The 19,908-nt window shown below is 54.0% G+C and carries 14 protein-coding genes; 12 read left to right on the top strand and 2 right to left on the bottom strand.

The features are described 5' to 3' along the window. Positions 1-5 precede the first annotated feature (5 nt). Positions 6-917, top strand: a complete 912-nt coding sequence (locus ACN0YD_RS03380) for a patatin-like phospholipase family protein (protein WP_417317234.1) — start codon at positions 6-8, stop codon at positions 915-917. On the opposite strand, the gene ACN0YD_RS03385 is transcribed toward ACN0YD_RS03380, so the two are convergent. After that, entirely contained in the window at positions 914-1,846 is a 933-nt protein-coding gene (locus ACN0YD_RS03385) for a LysR family transcriptional regulator (protein ID WP_417317235.1), read from the bottom strand. The genes ACN0YD_RS03380 and ACN0YD_RS03385 overlap by 4 nt on opposite strands. A 105-nt stretch (positions 1,847-1,951) precedes the next feature. Between ACN0YD_RS03385 and ACN0YD_RS03390 the strand changes: the two genes are divergently transcribed. After that, positions 1,952-3,751 carry an alkyl/aryl-sulfatase gene (locus tag ACN0YD_RS03390; RefSeq protein WP_417317236.1) on the top strand — a complete coding sequence of 600 codons (1,800 nt, stop codon included), beginning with the start codon at positions 1,952-1,954 and terminating at the stop codon, positions 3,749-3,751. A 41-nt stretch (positions 3,752-3,792) separates the two neighbouring features. Here the strand turns inward: ACN0YD_RS03390 and ACN0YD_RS03395 are convergent, their stop codons facing one another. Beyond that, a complete protein-coding gene (locus tag ACN0YD_RS03395) occupies positions 3,793-5,064 on the bottom strand; it encodes an NAD(P)/FAD-dependent oxidoreductase (protein ID WP_417317237.1) in 1,272 nt (423 codons plus the stop codon). A 280-nt stretch (positions 5,065-5,344) separates the two neighbouring features. Here ACN0YD_RS03395 and ACN0YD_RS03400 point away from each other — a divergent pair, with 280 nt between their 5' ends. The 10 genes from ACN0YD_RS03400 (at position 5,345) to ACN0YD_RS03445 (ending at position 19,872) form a co-directional block, all read left to right on the top strand. Continuing rightward, positions 5,345-5,548, top strand: coding sequence for a DUF2892 domain-containing protein (locus ACN0YD_RS03400; RefSeq protein ID WP_417317238.1), 204 nt, complete (start codon positions 5,345-5,347; stop codon positions 5,546-5,548). Positions 5,549-5,595: 47 nt separating this feature from the next. Further along, on the top strand, positions 5,596-8,208 hold the full coding sequence (locus ACN0YD_RS03405; RefSeq protein ID WP_417317239.1) for an efflux RND transporter permease subunit: 2,613 nt from the start codon (positions 5,596-5,598) through the stop codon (positions 8,206-8,208). A gap of 12 nt (positions 8,209-8,220) precedes the next feature. After that, entirely contained in the window at positions 8,221-9,006 is a 786-nt protein-coding gene (locus ACN0YD_RS03410) for an outer membrane lipoprotein-sorting protein (protein WP_417317240.1), read from the top strand. A gap of 13 nt (positions 9,007-9,019) precedes the next feature. Beyond that, complete coding sequence (locus ACN0YD_RS03415; RefSeq protein WP_417317241.1) at positions 9,020-10,387, top strand: hypothetical protein; 1,368 nt, start codon at positions 9,020-9,022, stop codon at positions 10,385-10,387. A 155-nt stretch (positions 10,388-10,542) separates the two neighbouring features. Beyond that, complete coding sequence (gene amt, locus ACN0YD_RS03420; protein ID WP_417317242.1) at positions 10,543-12,777, top strand: ammonium transporter; 2,235 nt, start codon at positions 10,543-10,545, stop codon at positions 12,775-12,777. A 115-nt stretch (positions 12,778-12,892) separates the two neighbouring features. After that, positions 12,893-15,037, top strand: a complete 2,145-nt coding sequence (locus ACN0YD_RS03425; RefSeq protein ID WP_417317243.1) for an FAD-dependent oxidoreductase — start codon at positions 12,893-12,895, stop codon at positions 15,035-15,037. 186 nt (positions 15,038-15,223) lie between these two features. Continuing rightward, positions 15,224-15,526 carry a hypothetical protein gene (locus tag ACN0YD_RS03430; protein WP_417317244.1) on the top strand — a complete coding sequence of 101 codons (303 nt, stop codon included), beginning with the start codon at positions 15,224-15,226 and terminating at the stop codon, positions 15,524-15,526. A gap of 111 nt (positions 15,527-15,637) precedes the next feature. Further along, entirely contained in the window at positions 15,638-16,819 is a 1,182-nt protein-coding gene (locus tag ACN0YD_RS03435) for an MFS transporter (RefSeq protein WP_417317245.1), read from the top strand. A 10-nt stretch (positions 16,820-16,829) separates the two neighbouring features. Further along, positions 16,830-17,402, top strand: coding sequence for a choline-responsive transcriptional repressor BetI (gene betI, locus ACN0YD_RS03440; RefSeq protein ID WP_417317246.1), 573 nt, complete (start codon positions 16,830-16,832; stop codon positions 17,400-17,402). Positions 17,403-17,616: 214 nt separating this feature from the next. Beyond that, the gene (locus ACN0YD_RS03445; RefSeq protein ID WP_417317247.1) at positions 17,617-19,872 is read left to right on the top strand and encodes a TonB-dependent receptor; all 2,256 of its coding nucleotides are present in this window, start codon (positions 17,617-17,619) and stop codon (positions 19,870-19,872) included. The last annotated feature ends 36 nt before the right edge of the window (positions 19,873-19,908 follow it).

Consider the following 19,908-nt stretch of genomic DNA (forward strand, 5'->3'; position numbering starts at 1 on the left):
AACCAGTGACGAACAAAAAACACAAAACAGTTTCTCTTGTGCTCGGCAGCGGCGGTGCCCGCGGCCTTGCCCATATCGGCGTCATACACGAGCTGCAGAAGGCTGATTACGAGATCAAATCCATATCCGGCTGTTCCATAGGCGCTCTGGTGGGGGGTGTTTTTGCCGCCGGACGTCTTCATGAGTTCGAGCAATGGGTGAGGGCGATTACCAAGGTCGATATTCTGGCACTGATGGATATCTCCTGGGGTAAGAACGGATTAATCAAGGGCGACCGGATCATCAATACCCTTGTGGACCTTGTCGGTGACAAAAAGATCGAGGACCTGCCCGTGAGCTTTACGGCCGTTGCCACGGATATCACTCACGAAAGGGAAGTCTGGCTCAGTTCCGGACCCCTGTTCGATGCCATCCGGGCCTCCATGTCGCTGCCGCTGTTTTTCACGCCGGTTAAACATGGCAAGGGGTTTCTCATCGACGGCGGTGTTCTCAATCCGGTACCCATTGCGCCCACTTTTCGCGACAAGACGGACATGACCATTGCCGTACACCTTGGCGGCCGCAAGGACCGGGACAGTGTCAGCAAGCTGGAAAAGGCAGGAAAACTCAAAAATCCTGACAATAAATCCCCGATGCATGAAAAGATCGGCAAGTTTATTTCCTTTCTCAAATCCGATGAGGATGGCAACAAGGGAAAAGAAAAGAAACTGGGGTCGCTGGGCGTTGCCAACCAGGCCTTTGACACCATGCAGAGCACCATCGCCCGTCAGAAGCTGGCGGCCTATCCGCCGGACGCGACCATTGAAATCAGCCGCAACATCTGCGGCACCATGGATTTTGACCGGGCTGCGGAAATCATCGAGATCGGGGCGGAAGAAACCCGGAATTTTCTCTCCAGACTGGAAGGTTCAGCCTAGCAGGCCGGATTTTCTTCAATGGCAAGATTTGCGGAAACCTCGGAAAAAATTTCTGTCAGTATCCCGACCACCGGGTAATGCAGGGCCTCTTTCCTGACCAGGACTGCAGATCTGACTTCGGTCCTGTTTTCCATCGGCACAGGACAGAGTTCGCCGCGGGCGAAATCCTCCCGGAACAGATGCGCCGGACCGCCGGTGATGTGGTCGGTGACTTTGGATATGGCGCGGAGGACCGCGTAGTTTTCGCATTTTACGCCCTGGATCAGCGGGACGCCGCTTTCCGGCTGGACCCTGGAAAACCAGTCCTGGATGTAGTCCGGAATTTTAGGGGCGGCGAGGGGATAGCCCAGAAGTTCTCCCACGGAAACCTTTGTGCCCGGATATCTTTCCGCCAGCAGGGGATGCCCGGCTCTGGCGGCGAAAATCAGGTCCTGATCCGCGAGCGGAGTTGCTTGCAGGTCGTCCAGCTTTTCTCCGGTTTCGAATGCCCCCACCGCAATGTCGAGCTTCGCCTTTTTCAGGTCGCCGAGCAGCCGTTCCGCGGAATCCACCCGCACATCAATGGAAATACGGGGGTAGCGGGAAAGAAAACGGGACAGAACCAGGGACAGAAGATTCTGTTCGACCACCGGGCCGACGCCAAGACGCAATTCGCCAAGCTCCATAGTGGCCATCAGGGTCATCTGCCGCTGAAGCATTTCTCCCTGACCCAGAAGCGCCTGCCCCCGCTCCAGAAGAAAGTTTCCGAAGGCGGTCGGTGTTGCGCCCCGCCGTGAACGATGGAACAGGGTAACGCCAAGCCTGTCTTCCAGTCGGGCTATTTTCTTGGTCAGGGAGGGCTGGGACATGCCGAGAGTCTCTGCGGCCCGGTTGAAACTGCCTTGCTCTGCAAGAGTTGTAACCAGCCGGAGTTCCTGAAGCTCGATCATTTATATTCCAAAAAGTTATTAAAATACCGAATTAATATTATTATATGGAATTATAAGGCTGACGTAAACTCCTCCTGGTCGGGAACAGATACAGGGAGTTGCGTCATGTCACTGAGCACCGTTCGGAACCGTTTTCATCCATATTTTCTGGGATATGTGATTTTTGCCTGCCTTTCGGCCTCTGTCACCAGCGCGACGGAAATCGCCAGACCGGAAATTTCCATTCATCCGGAGCTTGCCGCTCATACTCCTCATTTTGAGGAAAAGGTCTATCAGATTGGCGGTAATGTCTTTTCCGCCGTTGGCTATAGTCTCGGCAATGTGATTATGATTGTGGGTGAGGACGGCGTGATTGTTGTCGATACCGGCACCCACCCCGGTGAGGCGGCGGAAGCCTGGCGGGAACTGCGCAAACATTCCGAAAAGCCGGTCAGGGCGGTGGTCTATACTCATTTCCATCCCGATCACTGGGGCGGCGTGAAGGCGATTGTCTCGCCGGAGGAGGTGGCCTCCGGCAAGGTGCGCATTTTCGCCCATGAAACCCTGGTCAGCAATGTCATTCATCAGGGCGGGGCGGTTGGACCGATATTGGCCATGCGCAGTGGTTACAGCTTCGGTATTGGTCTGCCTCCGGAAGACAGGGAAGGCATGAACGAGGGCATCGGCCCGGAAGTCACCCAAGGTATATCCGGATTTATCTATCCCACCGATGTGTTCGCTGACCGGCTTGAGGTGACTATTGCCGGCGTGGATATGGAGATGGTGCATGTGCCGAGCGAGGCGCCGGACGAGATTTCCGTCTATCTGAAGAAAGAAAAGATTCTTCTGTCCGGGGAAACCATACAGGGCCCGACCCTGCCCAATATTCATACCCTGCGCGGGACCAAATTCCGTGATCCCCTGCAATGGTACAAAAGCATTGACCGCTTGCGGGCTTTTGGAGCGGATCATCTTGTCCCGTCCCATGGCCAGCCCATATATGGTGCGGACAGGGTAGAGGAAGTATTGCGTCTGACCCGGGACGGCATCCAGTTTATTCACGACCAGACCCTGCGCCATATGAACAAGGGGCTGACGCCTGACGAACTGGCGCAGACAGTGGTATTTCCTGACTATCTGGCCAACTCGAAACCTTACCTCCGGGAATATTACGGTACGGTCAAGCATGCGGTGCGGCAGATTTATACGGGTTACCTCGGCTGGTTCGAGGGAGACCCGGTTGACCTGGACCCGCTGCCGTCGGTTGAGGCATCACACCGCTATGTGGCCCTGATGGGAGGACGGGACAAGGTACTTGCGGTCGCCCGCACAGCTTATGAAGATGGCGAAGTCCAGTGGGCGGCGGAGCTTGCCACCCATCTGGTCAGGACCAATCACGATGACAGGGCGGCCCGTCTGCTCAAGGCCGCCGCTTTCAGGCATCTGGGCTATGCCAGCATGAACAGCAACTGGCGGAACTGGTATCTGACCTCTGCCCGGGAACTGGAAGGGGATATTGACCCGGTTGGCCATCTGATGGAATTTGCCGGTTATTTTTCCTCCCCCGATATCGTTGCGGCTTGGCCGCTGGCCAGGGTTATCGAAGGACTTGGCCCCAGGCTGGCCCCGGACAAGACCCTGGACCTTGAGACAACCCTTGCCTTTGTCGCGACGGACACGGGGGAGGCGCATGCCCTGGAGATCAGGCGGGCTGTGGCCCAGTTTCATGAAACCATCCCGGACAGAGCTGAGTTGACTGTCCGGGCACCAAGACTGGTACTTGTCGGTCTTTTGACCGGGCGAGCCTCTGTCGGGCAACTTATGGAACAAGGGGTTTTGCAGGTGGATGGAAGCGAAACGCGTCTGGAGGAACTGCTCGGGATGTTTGATCCCCTGTTTTCTCCGATCCGCCTGACGGTGCGATAAGATAACCCCCGGAATTTTTCCGGGGGTTTAGATGTGCCGCCTCAGTTTTCCAGTTTTTCGATGCCGAATAACTTCAGAATATATTTTTCATAGATCGGTTCGCTGGTGCCGCTCTTCATTTTGTTCATGAAGTATTTTTCGAAACCGATTTTGGCCAGATGCACCCATTTGCCTTTCTTGAACCAGGTGACATTACGGGGCGGGATCTGCGGCATGGCCACGAAAGCGATCCCTGTATTGCCCATGTCAGCAAGGCAGATAGCGTTCCAGGTGGCTTTGGCGTAGGGTTTTTCCCCCTTGAGGTCTGCGGCGATATTATGGGCAATGGCGGTGACCATGGACTCAATCATATAGCCGGTTTTTGGCGTCCCTGTCGGCACGGGCGTGTCTTCTACCGGCGGAATGGCCACGCAGACCCCGGCGGAATAGATATTGGCCCATTTCGGGTTGCGCTGATATTCATCAATCAGCACGAAGCCCTTGGGATTGCAGAGCCCCTCGACCGAGGCGACCGGGTCCACGCCGGAGAACGGCGGGATCATCATTGCATGTTTGAAGGGCACCTCATGGGTGCGTTCCACTTCCTTGTTCTGGTTGAATTCCTCCACCTGGAACTTGCCGTCCTGCACTTCCTTGACGCTGGCATTGCAGATCCATTTGATATCCTTGGAGCGGAGTTCGCTTTCCAGCATGGCCTTGGAATCCCCAACGCCGCCGAGACCAAGGTGGCCGATATAGGGTTCGCTGGTGACATAGGTCATCGGCACCTTGTGGCGCACCTTGTGATCTTTCAGCGCCTTGTCCAGGATCAGGGCATATTCATAGGCCGGCCCGAAGCAGCTTGCCCCCTGGAAGGCACCGACGATGACAGGGCCCGGATTTTCCACAAGCTCCTTGAAATTCACATAGGATTTTTCCGCATGTTCCAGCGTACAGACCGACTGGGTAAAGCCGTCCGGACCGGCGCCGGGGATATTCCCCCAGGCAAGTTTCGGGCCGGTGGTAATGACCAGATAGTCGTAATCGATACTGTCGCCCGAGGCGAGGGTGATCTGATTGGCGTCCGGGTCGATTTTTGTCACCCGTTCGGCTATGAAGCCGATGTTTTTCTTGGCCAGATAGGGTTCCGCATCAAAGCTGACTTCATCCGCCTCACGCCAGCCGACAGCGATCCAGGGATTTGAGGGGACGAATTTGAACTTTGGACTTTCATTGATCAGAATAACTTCGTGAGTCTTGTCGAGCTCTTCCCTGATTTCATAAGCGGCGGGCATGCCGCCAAGGCCTGCGCCAATTATAAGTACTTTTGCCATTGTGATTTCCTTTTCGACTTTGCCTTCCCTGGATACCCGTATCCGTTCATTAATAACACAAATCAGCTGTTATTTGTATTACTCATACCATACACTGCCGAAAATCATTTTGATGCAGGTCAACTGTATCCTTGAAGGGTGGAAATGCGTACACTTGAATTTGCATTGGTGAGTTCCCAGATTGTTATTTACAGTTTTTCGTTGTGAATTGATCGGGATCAAATGGCTTGAAGTTTTTATGGGTTATAGAGAAACATAGAAAGATTACAGGAGAAATATCATGTCTATAGATCGATTGGTAATGGCGTTTGCCGGTATTATGGTTCTGGTGGGTGTGGCTCTTGCCTACTATGTGCACCCCTACTGGATCGGGCTGACCATTTTTGTCGGACTGAATATTTTTCAGGCGGCTTTTACGGGATTTTGCCCGCTGGCCATGATTCTGAAAAAATTCGGCGCAAAACCGGGGCAGGCCTTCAACTGATCAGGTAGCAAGTAAATAACAATAAGTCATATCTCAGGGAGAAATCCATGATCGTTCTTTCGGAAAAGGCCAGCAAGACACCAAAAACGTTCTTCTGGCTGACGGGCCTGCTCAGTGCCTTGATGATTGTACTGGTCGTTCTGCCCACCTTCTGGCCGTCTTCTTTCAGTATGTTAAGTCCGCTTACTATCGATACAGACCCGGAAAATATGCTGTCTCCCGAAGAGCCGGTCAGGGTTTTCCATAATACCCAGAAAAAGGATTTCTCACTTTACGATATGGTTGTGGTCGGAGTGGTCAACAAAACCCACCCCCAGGGCGTTTTCAACAAGAAGTCCCTGACTGATATTCACGATCTGACCACTTTCGCGAAGAATATCCAGTGGACCGATGATGACGGCAAGACCCAGGGGGTGATTGCCGGCGATGTGATGGCGCCGTCCACCGTGGATAATATCGAGCCCGGCGGGATCGGGTCTGTGCGCTTTGAATGGTTGATGAACACGCCGCCCGCCAACGATGAAGAAGCGCTGAAAATCCGCAAAAAAGCGCAGAACCTGCCCATGCTCAACGGCACGATCGTGTCCGATGATGGCATGGCGGTGGCCATTTACCTGCCCATTACTGCCAAGAACATCAGCTACAATGTGGTGGAAAAACTGCGTGAGCATATCAAGCAGTATGAATCCGAAGACGAATATCATATCACCGGCATGCCGGTGGCCCAGGATGTGTTCGGGGTGGAAATGTTCAAGCAGATGGCCATTTCCGCGCCCATGGCCATGTTGCTGGTCTTTCTGCTGTTGTGGTATTTCTTCAAGAAGCTGAGTTTGGTCATCTCCCCCATGATCGTGGCCATGGCCTCGGTGATTGTAACAATGGGTCTTTTGGTGATCACCGGCAATACCGTCCATATCATGAGCAGCATGATCCCCATTTTCATCATGCCGATTGCGGTGTTGGATGCCATTCACATCCTGTCGGATTTTTATGACCGCTATCCCCAGTACAAGGACCGGCTCAAGACCATCCGGCACGTGATGGAAGAGCTGTCCAAGCCGATGCTTTACACCACGCTGACCACGGCGGTCGGTTTTGCCTCGCTGGCCTTCACACCGATCCCGCCGGTGCAGGTGTTCGGGATTTTCGTATCTATCGGTGTGGTGCTGGCCTGGTTCTTTACCGTGACGCTCATTCCCGCCTACATCATGCTGATGAAGGAAGAGAGCTTTGCGGATTTCGGCATGGCCCACAAGGAAAGCGACGACCGTGCGCCGCTGGCCCGGTTCCTGACCGGCATGGGGCGCTGGACCTATAATTATAACAAGCTGATCATTGGCGGCCTGATATTGCTGGGATTTGTGTCCTGGTACGGCATCAATCAGATTGTGATTAATGACAATCCGGTGAAATGGTTTGCGCCGGATCATGAAATCCGTGTGGCTGACAAGGAACTGAACGCCCGTTTCTCCGGCACCTATATGGCCTATCTCAAGCTGGAGAGTGCTACGGAAAGCGAAACCCTGGAAAACTATGCCGCCAACCTGAAAACACGCCTGTCTGCCAGTGAACTTGCTCCGCTGCAGAAACTGGCGCCGCAGGTTGACGGTCTGGCCGCACAGGCCGAAGACAAGCAAGAGCTTATTGCCGGTCTGGTGGAAAAGACTGAAGTCGGTCTGGACAATGCTTCAGATGCGGAGTGGGATGTCTGGGACGAGGCGCTCACTTTCGTGGAAGGACTGGCCAATGAAGGCGAAGTCTTCAAAAATCCCGAGGTGCTGAGATATATCAGCAGCCTGCAGGATCATCTGGTGGAAAGCGGTCTGGTGGGCAAAAGCAGCGCCGTTACCGATGCGGTCAAGACCGTGCACCGGGAACTGTTTGCCGGTGATCCGGAAGCTTACCGCATTCCTGACACACCGGCTGCGGTGGCCCAGACATTGATTACCTTCCAGAGCGGTCATAGGCCTCAGGATTTGTGGCATTTTGTCACGCCGGACTACACAAAAGCCACCATGTGGCTGCAGCTGAAAAGCGGCGATAATATCGATATGTCAAAGGTTGTGGCCGTCGTCGATGATTATTTTGCCGCCAATCCGGCGCCTTTGGACGTCAAACCGCAATGGTTCGGTCTTACCTATATCAACATGATCTGGCAGGATAAAATGGTCAGCGGCATGGCAGAGGCCTTCATCGGCAGTTTTGTCATCGTGCTGGTGATGATGGTCTTCCTGTTCCGCAGTTTCCTGTGGGGTGTGCTGGCGATGGTACCGCTTACGTTCACCATCGGCATGATCTATGGCATTATCGGCCTGATTGGCAAGGATTACGATATGCCGGTGGCGGTGCTGTCTTCCCTCAGCCTTGGCCTGGCGGTGGATTATGCCATTCACTTCCTGGCCCGCGCCCGGGAGATGAAGAAGGATCATCCGGACTGGCGGAGCACCGCTGCGGCGGTATTTGGCGAACCGGCCCGGGCCATTACCCGCAACGTGATTGTGGTGGGTATCGGCTTCCTGCCACTGCTGGCGGCGCCGCTGGTGCCCTATCAGACGGTCGGAATGTTTATTTCCGCCATTCTGGTTATGGCCGGTGTGGCCACATTGACCATCCTGCCGGCATTTATCCGGTCGATGGAAAATCTGTTATTCAAGAAATAGAAAGGTCAGGATATGAAAAAACTTATCGCTGCCGTAATTTTCGCGACATTCTTCATCGCTGGAGCCGTACAGGCCCAGGATGTGATGGAAATCGTTAAAAAAGCCAACCACACGTCCTATTATCAGGGTACTGACGGACGTGCCATGGTGGATATGGAAATTCTTGACGATCAGGGTCGCAGCCGGTCACGCCAGTTTGTCATCCTGCGCCGGGATGATGGCGAGGCAGATGCCGGACAAAAATTCTACGTCTTTTTCAACAAGCCGGCAGATGTCAAAAAAATGGCCTTTATGGTCTGGAAGAACATTGATCGGGATGACGACCGCTGGCTATACCTGCCGGCTCTGGATCTGGTCAAACGCATCGCCGCCAGCGACGAGCGGACCAGCTTTGTCGGCTCCCATTTCTTTTATGAAGATGTTTCCGGTCGCGGCATTGACGAAGACACCCATGAACTGGTCGAGGAGACTGACGAGCTCTATGTGATCAAAAGCGTACCCAAGGACAAGGGCAAGACCGAGTTCGCCTATTACAAGAACTGGATTCACAAAAGCTCGTCCCTGCCGATCAAAACGGAATATTATGACGACAATGACCGCAACTATCGAACCTATACCGCTCTGAAGGTGGAAATGGTCGACGGACATCCTACAGTGACCGCCTCCCAGATGAGCGACAATACCGGTGGCGGCAAAACCACCATGAGCTATAGTGAGGTCAAATATGATGTGGGTCTGCCGGAAGACATCTTTACCGAAAGATATCTGCGCAAGGCGCCCCGTCAGTATCTGAAATAACAATAAAAGTGAAATGATGAAAACATCCGCCGCACTTATTACCGCAGGTTTCGTCTGCTGGCTGGGGGCGGGGCCTGTTGCGGTCTCTGCCCAGGAAATAAAGCTGCCCGAAGGCCTGACTGGCCTGGGAACCGGGGAAAAAGAGGAAGAAACCAAAAAAGAAAAGAACAAACAAGGTCTTCCCTTTGACCTGACCGGATTTCTGGAAGGCCGTATCGGCGTGCGCACCCAGTCAGACGATCATGAAAAGTCTGCCAGCATCGGCGAAACCCGGCTGCAGCTGGATATGGAAAAAGCGGTCGACATGTTTACCTTCAGTCTGACCACCGACTTTATCCTGGATCCGGTAGCGGATGACTATGACGTCAACCTGGAAAGCGGTAAAGGGCTCATTGACCTGCGCGAAGCCAATGTAACCTTCAGCCCGCTGGACTTTATGGATGTGAAGGCCGGCCGCCAGATCCTGACCTGGGGCACCGGTGATATGATTTTCATCAACGACCTGTTTCCCAAGGACTGGAACAGCTTTTTCATCGGCCGGGACACCGAATATCTGAAAGCCCCCTCCGATGCGCTGAAGACCGCCTTTTTCTTCGAAAATTTCAACCTTGATGTCATCTATACGCCCCGTTTCGATCATGACCGTTTTATTGACGGGCACAGGATTTCCTTTTTTGACCGGGGAATGAATGACCTTCGTGGCCGGGAAAATGAGGTGCGGACGGACCTTCCCGATGACTGGTTCAGCGATGACGAGCTTGCGCTCAGGCTTTACCGGTCTTTCGGCGCCTTCGAGACGGCCCTTTATTATTACAACGGTTATTGGAAAAGCCCGGGCGGCCAGAACATGCTGACCGGCAATGCAACCTTCCCGAAACTTCAGGTCTTTGGTGCAAGTGTGCGCGGACCGGTGGCCAAAGGCATCGCCAATCTGGAAGCGGGCTATTACAGGAGCGCGGAAGGGGCTGGTTCCAATCCGCTGATCCGCAACAGCGAATTCCGCTTCCTGGCCGGATATGAGCAGGAAATCGCCACAGAGCTTACGGCCGCCGTGCAGTATTATCTGGAACGCAAGCTGGATTATGACGCTTACCTGGCAAGTCTTCCCCCGGGTGCTGTCAGGGATGATGAAAACCGTCACCTGATTACCCTGCGCCTGACCAAACTTCTGAAGCAGCAAACCATGACGGTTTCCCTGTTCAATTTCTATTCCCCATCGGACAAGGACGGTTACCTGCGCTTCAATGTCTCCTATAAGATTACCGACAATATGAAAGTGGAAGGCGGCGGCAACCTGTTTTACGGGTCCGAGACCCATACATTTTTTGGCCAGTTCCAGGATAACAGCAACATTTACGCCGGCCTGAGGTACAATTTCTGACCCCTTCGCAACTGTGCTAACCTTCAGATATATAAGAACTATTTAATATAAATTCAGGCCGGATTGTTCATAAAACTTTAGGAACTGATCCTGTATTTTGTCACACAATCAATATGTGGCGCAGGTTGAGGGACGCCTGTGCGCAGGAGAAGGTGATGACTAAGGCAATCAGGCGCATTTCATATCTGTTCCCGGCTTTCATAACGTTGTTCATTCCGGCTGTTTCCTGGGCCGACCCGTCAGGTCGGTTTGCTTTGCAAAGCAGTCTGGACCATGTCTGGACCATTACGGCAGCGGGTCTCGTCTTTATGATGCAGGCCGGGTTCCTGCTGCTGGAAAGCGGCATGGTGCGGGCCAAGAATTCCATTAACGTGGCCCAGAAAAACATCACCGACTTTATTCTTTCCACACTGGTGTTTGGCGCCGTGGGCTTCATGATCATGTTCGGTTCGTCAGTGGGGGGATTGTTCGGTTTTAATCCGGACCTGCTGATGTTCGACAGGGTCAGCGACTGGACCTTTACCTTTTTTATCTTTCAGGTGGTTTTCTGCGGGACAGCCGTGACGGTGCTGTCCGGTGCCGTGGCCGAACGGATGAAGCTTGAGGTGTTCCTGCTGATGGCCATATTTATCGGTGCCTTTATCTATCCGGTGTACGGCCACTGGGCCTGGGGGAACCTTCTTGAGCCTGATAATACTCCGTTGCTTGCCCGGCTTGGCTTCATCGATTTTGCCGGATCATCCGTGGTGCATTCCATCGGTGGCTGGTCGGCACTGGCTGCGATAGTGCTTGTCGGTCCCAGGATCGGAAAATTCGACGAGGCGGGGAACCCCCGCCAGATTCAGGGGCATAACGCCATCCTGTCCGCCATGGGGGCCATGATCCTCTGGGTCGGCTGGATCGGTTTCAATGGTGGATCCACCACAGCCGGGACTTCGGCCTTTGCCCATATCATCATGAACACACTGGCGGCGGGCGCCATTGGCGGCATTGCCCAGATGCTTGTCGGTCGTCTTTACGAAGGACTTTATCACCCTGACCGCACCATCAACGGTGTTCTGGCCGGGCTGGTCGGTATCACGGCGGGCTGTGATGCGGTGACCACATGGAATGCCCTGTTTATTGGCGCCAGCAGCAGCCTGGTCTGTTTTTACGGGGCACGGTATCTGGAAAGAGGACTGAAACTGGACGATGTGATCGGGGCGATTTCGGTTCATGCCTTTGCCGGGGCCTGGGGGACGTTGATGGTCGGTTTCCTGGCATCACCGGATAAGATACATGCCGCTTCCAGACTACAGCAAATCGGGGTCCAGGCTCTTGGTGTCATCATCTGTTTTGCCTGGGCATTCGGGACCAGCTATATATTTTTGCGCATTCTCAAATCCCTGCTTTCAGGCCGGGGCAATCCCAACGGTCTCAGGGTGCCGCCCGCGCATGAACTGGAAGGCCTCAATGTGTCTGAACATGGGGCGACGCTTGGTACCGGCGTCCTGCAGCGGGCCATGTGTGAACTGGCGGAAGGCAATGCGGATCTTTCCCGGCGGGTATATATCGAACCGGGAGACGAAGCCGGCGAACTGGGCGAGATTTTCAACCGTGTGATGGATAATATCGAGGAAAATGAACGCCGCTTGCGTTCCCTGGAAAAGGAGAAGGAAGCGAACAAGGCCAAGACCGCCTTTATTGCCAAAATGTCCCATGAACTGCGGACACCGCTTAATGCCATTATCGGCTTTTCCGACATACTCAGGGGAAAGGCATCCCATAATGTCAGGCCGGAAACCGTTCATGAATATGCCGAAGATATTAACTCGAGCGGCAGGCATTTGCTGGAAATCATCAACGACATTCTGGACCTGTCAAAGATCGAGGCTGGCAAATATGTCCTGCAGCTTGGTGAGGTCTGGGTGGACGAGATTGCAGATCAATCCCTGCGCATGATCCGGGAAGCAGCCAATGCCAAGAATCTTATCGTTTCCTGCCGGATCGACCGGAATTTCCCATCCCTGAAGCTGGATGAGAGGCTGACGAAGCAGATATTGACCAACCTGCTATCCAATGCGGTGAAATTCACCCCGGAAGGGGGGAAAGTCACGGTACTGAACAAAGTTTTACCGACCGGCGGTGTCAGGATCGCCGTCGCAGATACAGGTATCGGTATGACGGAAAAGGATATAGCCAGGGCAATGGAACCTTTCGGTCAGGTGGAATCCTATCTGACCCGCGAACATCAGGGAACCGGCCTCGGCCTGCCGTTGGTGAACGCCTTTGTCGAACTGCAGGGCGGTACCCTGTTGATCGAGAGTGAGCCGGGCGAAGGCACCATGGTTTCCATTATTTTTCCCCAGTCTCTTGTCATCGACAGCAGCCTCTCGGCCGACACCGCCTGAACGGCAGATCACAAACTGTTGAGTCATATTCAGATGACCTTTCCCCTCCAGCCTGATAGGTTTTGGGCAATGAACGTGGCAAGCGCGCCCGAAGCGGGAAGGGGAGCAGGCAGGAATGACGGCAAAGTCTGTAAAAAAAATCGGTCTGGCGATTTTGCTTGTCCTTCTGGCCGGATCATTCTTCCTTTTTGACCTGGGCCAGTATCTTGATCCCGCCTTTTTCGAAAGCCGTCGAGAGACCATTGAAGGCTTCCGGGAACAGCATTTTCTGCTGGTGGTTCTGGTTTATTTTCTGATTTACGTGGTTGTCACGGCTCTTTCCCTGCCGGGGGCGGCCGTTATGACCCTGGTCGGCGGCGCCCTGTTCGGTCTGTGGACGGGGCTGTTGATTGTTTCCTTCGCCAGCACCATCGGGGCGACACTTGCTTTCCTGATTGCCCGTTTCCTGCTCAGGGACTGGGTGCAGGACAGGTTCGAACGATCGCTTTACAAAGTCAATGAGGGGATGAAAAGGGATGGCGCCCTTTATCTGTTCACTCTCCGGCTTGTGCCTCTGTTTCCTTTTTTTGTGATCAATCTGGTGATGGCTCTGACCCCGATTCGCACATGGACCTTTTACTGGGTCAGCCAGGTGGGCATGCTGGCCGGGACGCTTGTCTATGTCAACGCGGGCACCCGTCTTGCCGAAATCGAGAGTATCGGCGGTATTCTGTCGCCCGGCCTGATCGGTGCTTTTCTTCTTCTGGGGCTGTTTCCCTGGATCGCCCGCGCTATCGTGAACCGGATCACCCGCTATCGCCTTTATCGAAAATACCGGAAACCGCGGAAATTTGACAATAATCTGATTGTGATTGGCGGCGGGGCGGCGGGGCTGGTCAGTGCCTATATCGCCGCCATGGTCAAGGCACGGGTGACTCTGATAGAGGGAAACCGGATGGGCGGCGACTGCCTGAATACGGGATGTGTGCCCAGCAAGGCGTTGATCGGTTCCGCCCGTGTCAGCCGCATGCTGGCCGATGCCGGGGAATACGGTCTGAAGAATGTTTCAGGCGAAGTTGATTTTCCGGCGGTGATGAAGCGTGTGCAGGATGTGATCGGCAAAATCGAACCCCATGACAGTGTGGAGCGCTATACGGAGCTCGGGGTTAATTGCATTTCCGGGCAGGCGCGGATTATCAGCCCCTGGGAAGTGGAGGTCGGGGGAAAAAAGCTCACTGCCTGCAATATTATCATTGCGACAGGTGCGAAACCCTTTGTACCAGTCATTCCGGGTATTGAGGACAGCGGTTACCTGACAACCGATACGGTCTGGTCTCTGACGAAAGCGCCGAAGCGGCTTCTGGTGCTGGGCGCGGGGCCGGTCGGCTGCGAACTGGCCCAGGCCTTCCGCAGGCTGGGCAGCGAGGTGACGCTTGTTGAGGGCGCTTCCCGGATATTGCCACGGGAGGATGAAGCTGCGGCGGGGCTTGTGGCAGATGTTTTTACGGCGGAAGGGATTGAGGTCAGGACAGGCTCTGAAGTGACCGCGTTCCGGGCTGGCGCGCAGGGGAAGAGCGCCGATCTGGAGACAGCGGGTGTGAGGGAAGAACTTTCCTTTGACGCTCTTCTGGTGGCCACAGGACGCCGGGTATGCCTGGACGGCCTTGATGCAGCCGACCTGGGACTGGCGCTCACGCCACAGGGCACCCTGGAGGTGGATAAATATCTGCGGACAAAATATCCCAACATATTTGCCTGCGGGGATATAGTCGGTCCCTGGCAATTCACCCATATGGCGGCTCATCAGGCCTGGTATGCGGCGGTCAATGCGCTGTTTGGCGGTTTCCGAAAGTTTGCAGTCGATTATGCTGTGGTGCCCCGGGCCGTTTTCACCGATCCGGAGGTGGCTACTGTCGGCCTTACGGAAGAAGAGGCGAAATCCCGGAACCTGAACTATGAAGTCACCCGGTACGAGCTTGAGGGTCTGGACCGGGCCATTGCGGAATCCCGGGCCCGGGGGTTTGTCAAGGTCCTCACCCCGCCCGGCAAGGACCGTATACTGGGGGTCACCATCGTTGGGGCAGGCGCGGCGGAAATGATCGGTGAATTTATCCTCGCCATGAAGCATGGACTCGGGCTCAACAAGATTCTCGGGACAATTCATCTCTATCCCACGCTGAACGAGGCCAATAAATATGTGGCCGGGGAGTGGAAGAAAAAACACAAGCCTGAAGGGCTCCTGAAGTGGGTCGAAAAATACCACAACTGGCGAAGAGGCTAAATTTTCCGCAGGATATTGAAAACAATATAGAAATCTTAAATTTTGAACCTGTAAAATCTGCCTGTATTTTAAATAAAACCCTATGTAGTTGTTCATGTGCCGTTAAACCGGGAATGGTTATTGTGGCCGGAATCGCGGCGCAAGCCCCTGAGCGCTTATTGTCCTTTGGAGAGGAAACTACGGCACATGACTCGACTGAAAACAGCTTCACTGCTTGCAGGTATTTTTTTGACGGCGGCGGGTATGACTGCCCCCCTTCATGCGGTGGCTTCTGACACCCGCCAGGTGGATGATGCTGTGCTTGCCGCACGGGAAGCCCGTGAAGCGGCGAACCAGGCGCTTGAAGAATATCGCGCGCAAAGCAATGCATCTCCCGAGGAAGCAGAAATAGCCAAGAAAGCTGCCCGAAAGGCTCTTGAAGCGGCCCGCAAGGCGTCCCGGGAAGCCGCCGACAGGCTCAGGGAATATGCCCTTGACGGAATTTCCTGACGAGAATGGCGTTATCTGAATAATCGTTCAAAAAACGTCCGCCCTGAAACCAAACTGTCATCTTGTCCGCTATTATGAGTGGAGTTCGCTGACTTTGTTGCGGGATGAGGTATGGACGTTGTCTGCCATAGAGATCTGAAAAAGACCTGGCCGGTATTTCTGGCCAGTTTGTTGCTGTTTGTCGGCAGCGGTCTTCTGGAAACGGTAGTGAGTTACAGAACTTCCGTGACCGGTTACGACAGCAGGACGGCCGGGATTGTCATGACGTCATTCTATGTCGGTTTTCTATTCGGGACTTTTCTGGCGCCCCGCCTCATCTCCCAGTTGCGTCACGATTGGACTTTCCGGTTTTATGCCGTGGCTGTCATGTTGACGGCATGGCTGCTTGGCCAAAGTGCATCCCCTGTGGAATGGAGCATTCTGCAGGTTCTGAACGGGCTTTCAATGGGCGGCATTTATGTGGTCATTGAAAGCTGGCTGAATTTGCAGTCCCGCCGCAGGAGCCGCGGGTTTTTATTCGCCCTGTATATGATGTGCTGGTACGCGGGCCTTGCCATGGGGCAGGTGTCCCTGTCCGTCGGTCTGGAAGACCTGGCCGGTTATTTCAGAATTGTCTGTGTCGCTGTCGGTCTGTCCCTGGTTTCCCTGTCTCATCCTCTGGTGCGGCCGCCGAAGGGGGTAATCCTTCGGCCTTTCAGATTGTCGGATCTTGCGGAAATCAGGACCACCAGCCTGTCCGGATCATTTCTGATCGGGGTATCCATCGGCTGTATCTGCGGCATGGCGCCGGTTTTTGCCCATACGGCTGGATTTTCCATCCAGCAGGTAGCCTATTTTTGCGTGGCCTTTATTTTTGGGGCGGCTGTGTTTCAGTTTCCCTTGTCCTGGCTCGGTGACCGGGTAGAAAGAACCCGTCTGAAACTCTTCCTGGCACTTTCCTGTGCCATGATATGTCTGGGCGGCTACTGGCTGCCGGATGGCAGTTTTCTGCCACTGCTGGCCGGTGCTTTCCTGATTGGTGGCTTCAGCTTCCCTGTCTATTCACTCAGTGTCACCGATGCTTATGACAATCTGAAAACGACGGGCGCAGCTTTGTCGGCCAGTGCGGCCCTGTTGCTTGTCAACGGCCTGGGGTCGGCTGTGGGGCCCTTCTGGTGCGGTCTTTTGATGGAACATGGAAACAACGGCTTTTTTCTTCTTCTGTTGCTTGCCCATTTGATACTTGCCATTCATCTGGCCTCTCAGATAGTCTTTTCAAAACGGAACGCCATCTTCAGGGCGGCCAGAAACTGACGGGACCAAAATGCCAAAAGTGGGAATGCAGCCCATTCGCCGGGCCCAGCTGATCAAAGCAACCATCAAAACCATCAATAAATATGGTTATGCGGATACCACTGTCAGCCGCATCGCCAAGACTGCCGGCCTGTCGGTCGGAATCATCTCCCATTACTTTGGGGGCAAGGACGGTCTTCTGGAAGCCACCATGCAGCATCTTTTGTTTTCCCTGCATCGGGAACTGGCGGATAACCTGCGGGAAGCCAGTTCCCCGGAAGAACGGCTGGAAGCCATGATTGAAACCATTCTCGGTCCCGACCAGAGCCAGTCGGAGGTGGTGACCGCCTGGCTGGCCTTCTGGGCCCAGGTGCCATTTTCGGGTTCTCTGCAAAGGATACAGAATATTTATTCCCGCCGGATGCTGTCCAATACCCGCCATGTTCTCAAACAACTTGGGGTTCACAAAAGAGTGGATATTCTGGCGGAACTGATTGCTGCCTTCATCGACGGCTACTGGCTCAGGTCGGTTTTGTCCCATCAGGCGACTGATCCGACCGAGGCCCGCAACATGGTTCATCATATGATCCATTCACATCTCTAGGGCGAAGAAGCCAGCTAAATCCTGATCAAAAATTGCTGCGGTGCGGCAAATTTGTCACAGCCGAATATAGAAAGCCGCAGCAACTTCATTTTTCATCTTCCCGTCAATGAAGCGTCACAAAAGAGTCATTGCCCGGGACTAATTTTCCTCCTGCGTTTTAAGCTGAACGCTTATTCAATAAAAAACATTCATTGTTCGTTCGAGAGGAAAAGTCATGACAAGAATGCTTTCAAGAAAATCCATGTTGCTGGGTGTGAGCGCCGTTGCGCTTTTGGCCGTGGCAACGGCTCAGGCAGAGGAAGAAGTCTACGAAGACGATGCCGCAGAATATGAAGAAATTATGGTCACCGGCAAGAAAGCAACCTTCGCCAACAACGCCACTGACAAAGTTATGCTGGACCAGAAAGCTCCTGCTTCCAGCGTTCTTGCTGTGATTGACAGCCTGCCGGGCGTACTGGTGAGCGAAGGCGGTATCTTCGGGTCAGATGACTGGTCAACCACAGTCACCATGCGCGGTTTCTCCGTTGGTCTTGACCAGCAGCAGATCGGGACCACCGTTGACGGCCTGCCGAACGGTAACTCCAACTACGGCGGCGGTTCCAAAGCCAACCGTTACCTGGATGCCGAAAATATGGAACGCGCAGAAGTCTCCCAGGGAACTGCAGATGTAGGCTCTCCCTCCCATGAGGCCCTCGGCGGCACCATGAACTTCATTTCCCGCACTCCGCTGGAAGATGAACAGTTCCGTGTTGGTCTTTCTTACGGCGACAACAACGCGCAGCGTATGTTTGTTAGCTACGACACTGGCGAAATTTTCACGAACACGACGGCTTATGTCAGCTATTCCCACACTGACAACGAAGCGTGGATCGGCAATGCCGGCGGCACTTACCGCGATCATGTTGAAGCCAAGTTCGTCACCGAGCTTGAGGACTGGACCCTGACTGGCCGTATCTCCTATGATGATGCCAACGAAGACAACTATCAGCGTATCAGCCTGGATTCTTTCTATGAAAATCCTGACTGGGACCGTCTGACTGATCAGCTGACCGGCATTCCGGCAATTGACCAGAATTTCCGCCCGTCCTGGTCTACTCTGCGGAAAAACTTCTTTTCTTACCTTAAGGCCGCCTATGAAGGCGAAAACTTCTCAGCCCATATTACGCCTTATTTCCATCAGCAGAACGGTCGTGGTGACTGGGCGCCGCCATATATGGTTCTTCTGGACGGCACTGGTGAACTTCAGCCGAGTGGTACCACCTTCGGCGGCAGCTACACCGAGGCTGTTAACGAAATAGACGGTGCACCGGCCATGTCCTACCGTCACACCCACTATGCCAAACGTCGCCTCGGTTTCACCACCGAAGTACAGGCCCAGTTGATTGAAGACAATGAACTGCGTGTCGGCGGCTGGCTGGAAAGCACAAAGCGTGACGAATGGCGCGACTGGCATAAGATCATCAACCCGCTTGCCTCCCACGCCTTTGTGGAAACCGCTTACTGGCGTCAGTATGACCTCACCTTCAACACCGACACCATCTTGCTGTATGCCGAGGACACTCATAAGATCGGTGATCTGACCTTGAGTGCCGGTCTGAAGAAATTCTTCGTCGATATCGAGCGTAAGGATGACTTCGGCAATGAAGCAGATTTCAGCAAAAGCAGCAACTCAGACGTTCTTTTCTCGGTTGGCGCCGTATACAACATCACCGAGGAACTTGAGGTCTTCGGTGGCTTTGCCCAGAACTATGCCGCCATCAAGGACGGTGTGATCGAAGATCTTTCCGATCTGGCCGGATCAGGCAATGCCGGTATCCAGGCGTCAATCGACAGCGTTGAGCCGGAATCCGCCGACAACATTGATCTCGGTGTTCGGTATTCCAACGACTGGATCCGTTTCAGCCTGACCGGTTACAGCATCAAGTTCGATAACCGTATTGAGGCCATCTGTTCCAACAACGTTAGCGGTATCGATTATCTCGGTGATGATGAGTGCACCTATGCCAACGTTGGCGGTGTGAAATCCAAAGGGATCGAGGCTTTTGTTGACATCAGACTCAATGACAACTGGAAACTCTATTCTGCTCTGACCCTTAACGATTCAAAATATGAAGGTACGGATGTGAAGGTAGCCCTGGCGCCGGAATTCCAGCTTGTCGGTACTTTGAGTTATGATAAAGAGGGCTTCAATGGCGGTATTTCCGCAAAGCATGTGGGCAAGCGCTGGGGTAACTTTACCTCCAACGATGCCGGCACGCCGACGGCTAATCTGGATCGTCTGCCTTCCTTTACCATGGTTGACATGTGGGTAGGATATACTCTCGAAGGCGCCATGGGACTGGAGGCCATCGACTTCCGCCTCAACGTCAGCAACCTGCTGAACGAAGACTATCTCGGTGGTGGTACACCGGGTGGTTACTTCCTGGGTACGGCACGCCAGACACTGGCGACCATGACCATGAAATTCTAATCACAGAACTGAACTGGGGGAAGCTTCCGGGCTTCC

This window comes from Emcibacter sp., from assembly GCF_048269205.1.
Classification (GTDB): Bacteria; Pseudomonadota; Alphaproteobacteria; order Sphingomonadales; family Emcibacteraceae; genus Emcibacter.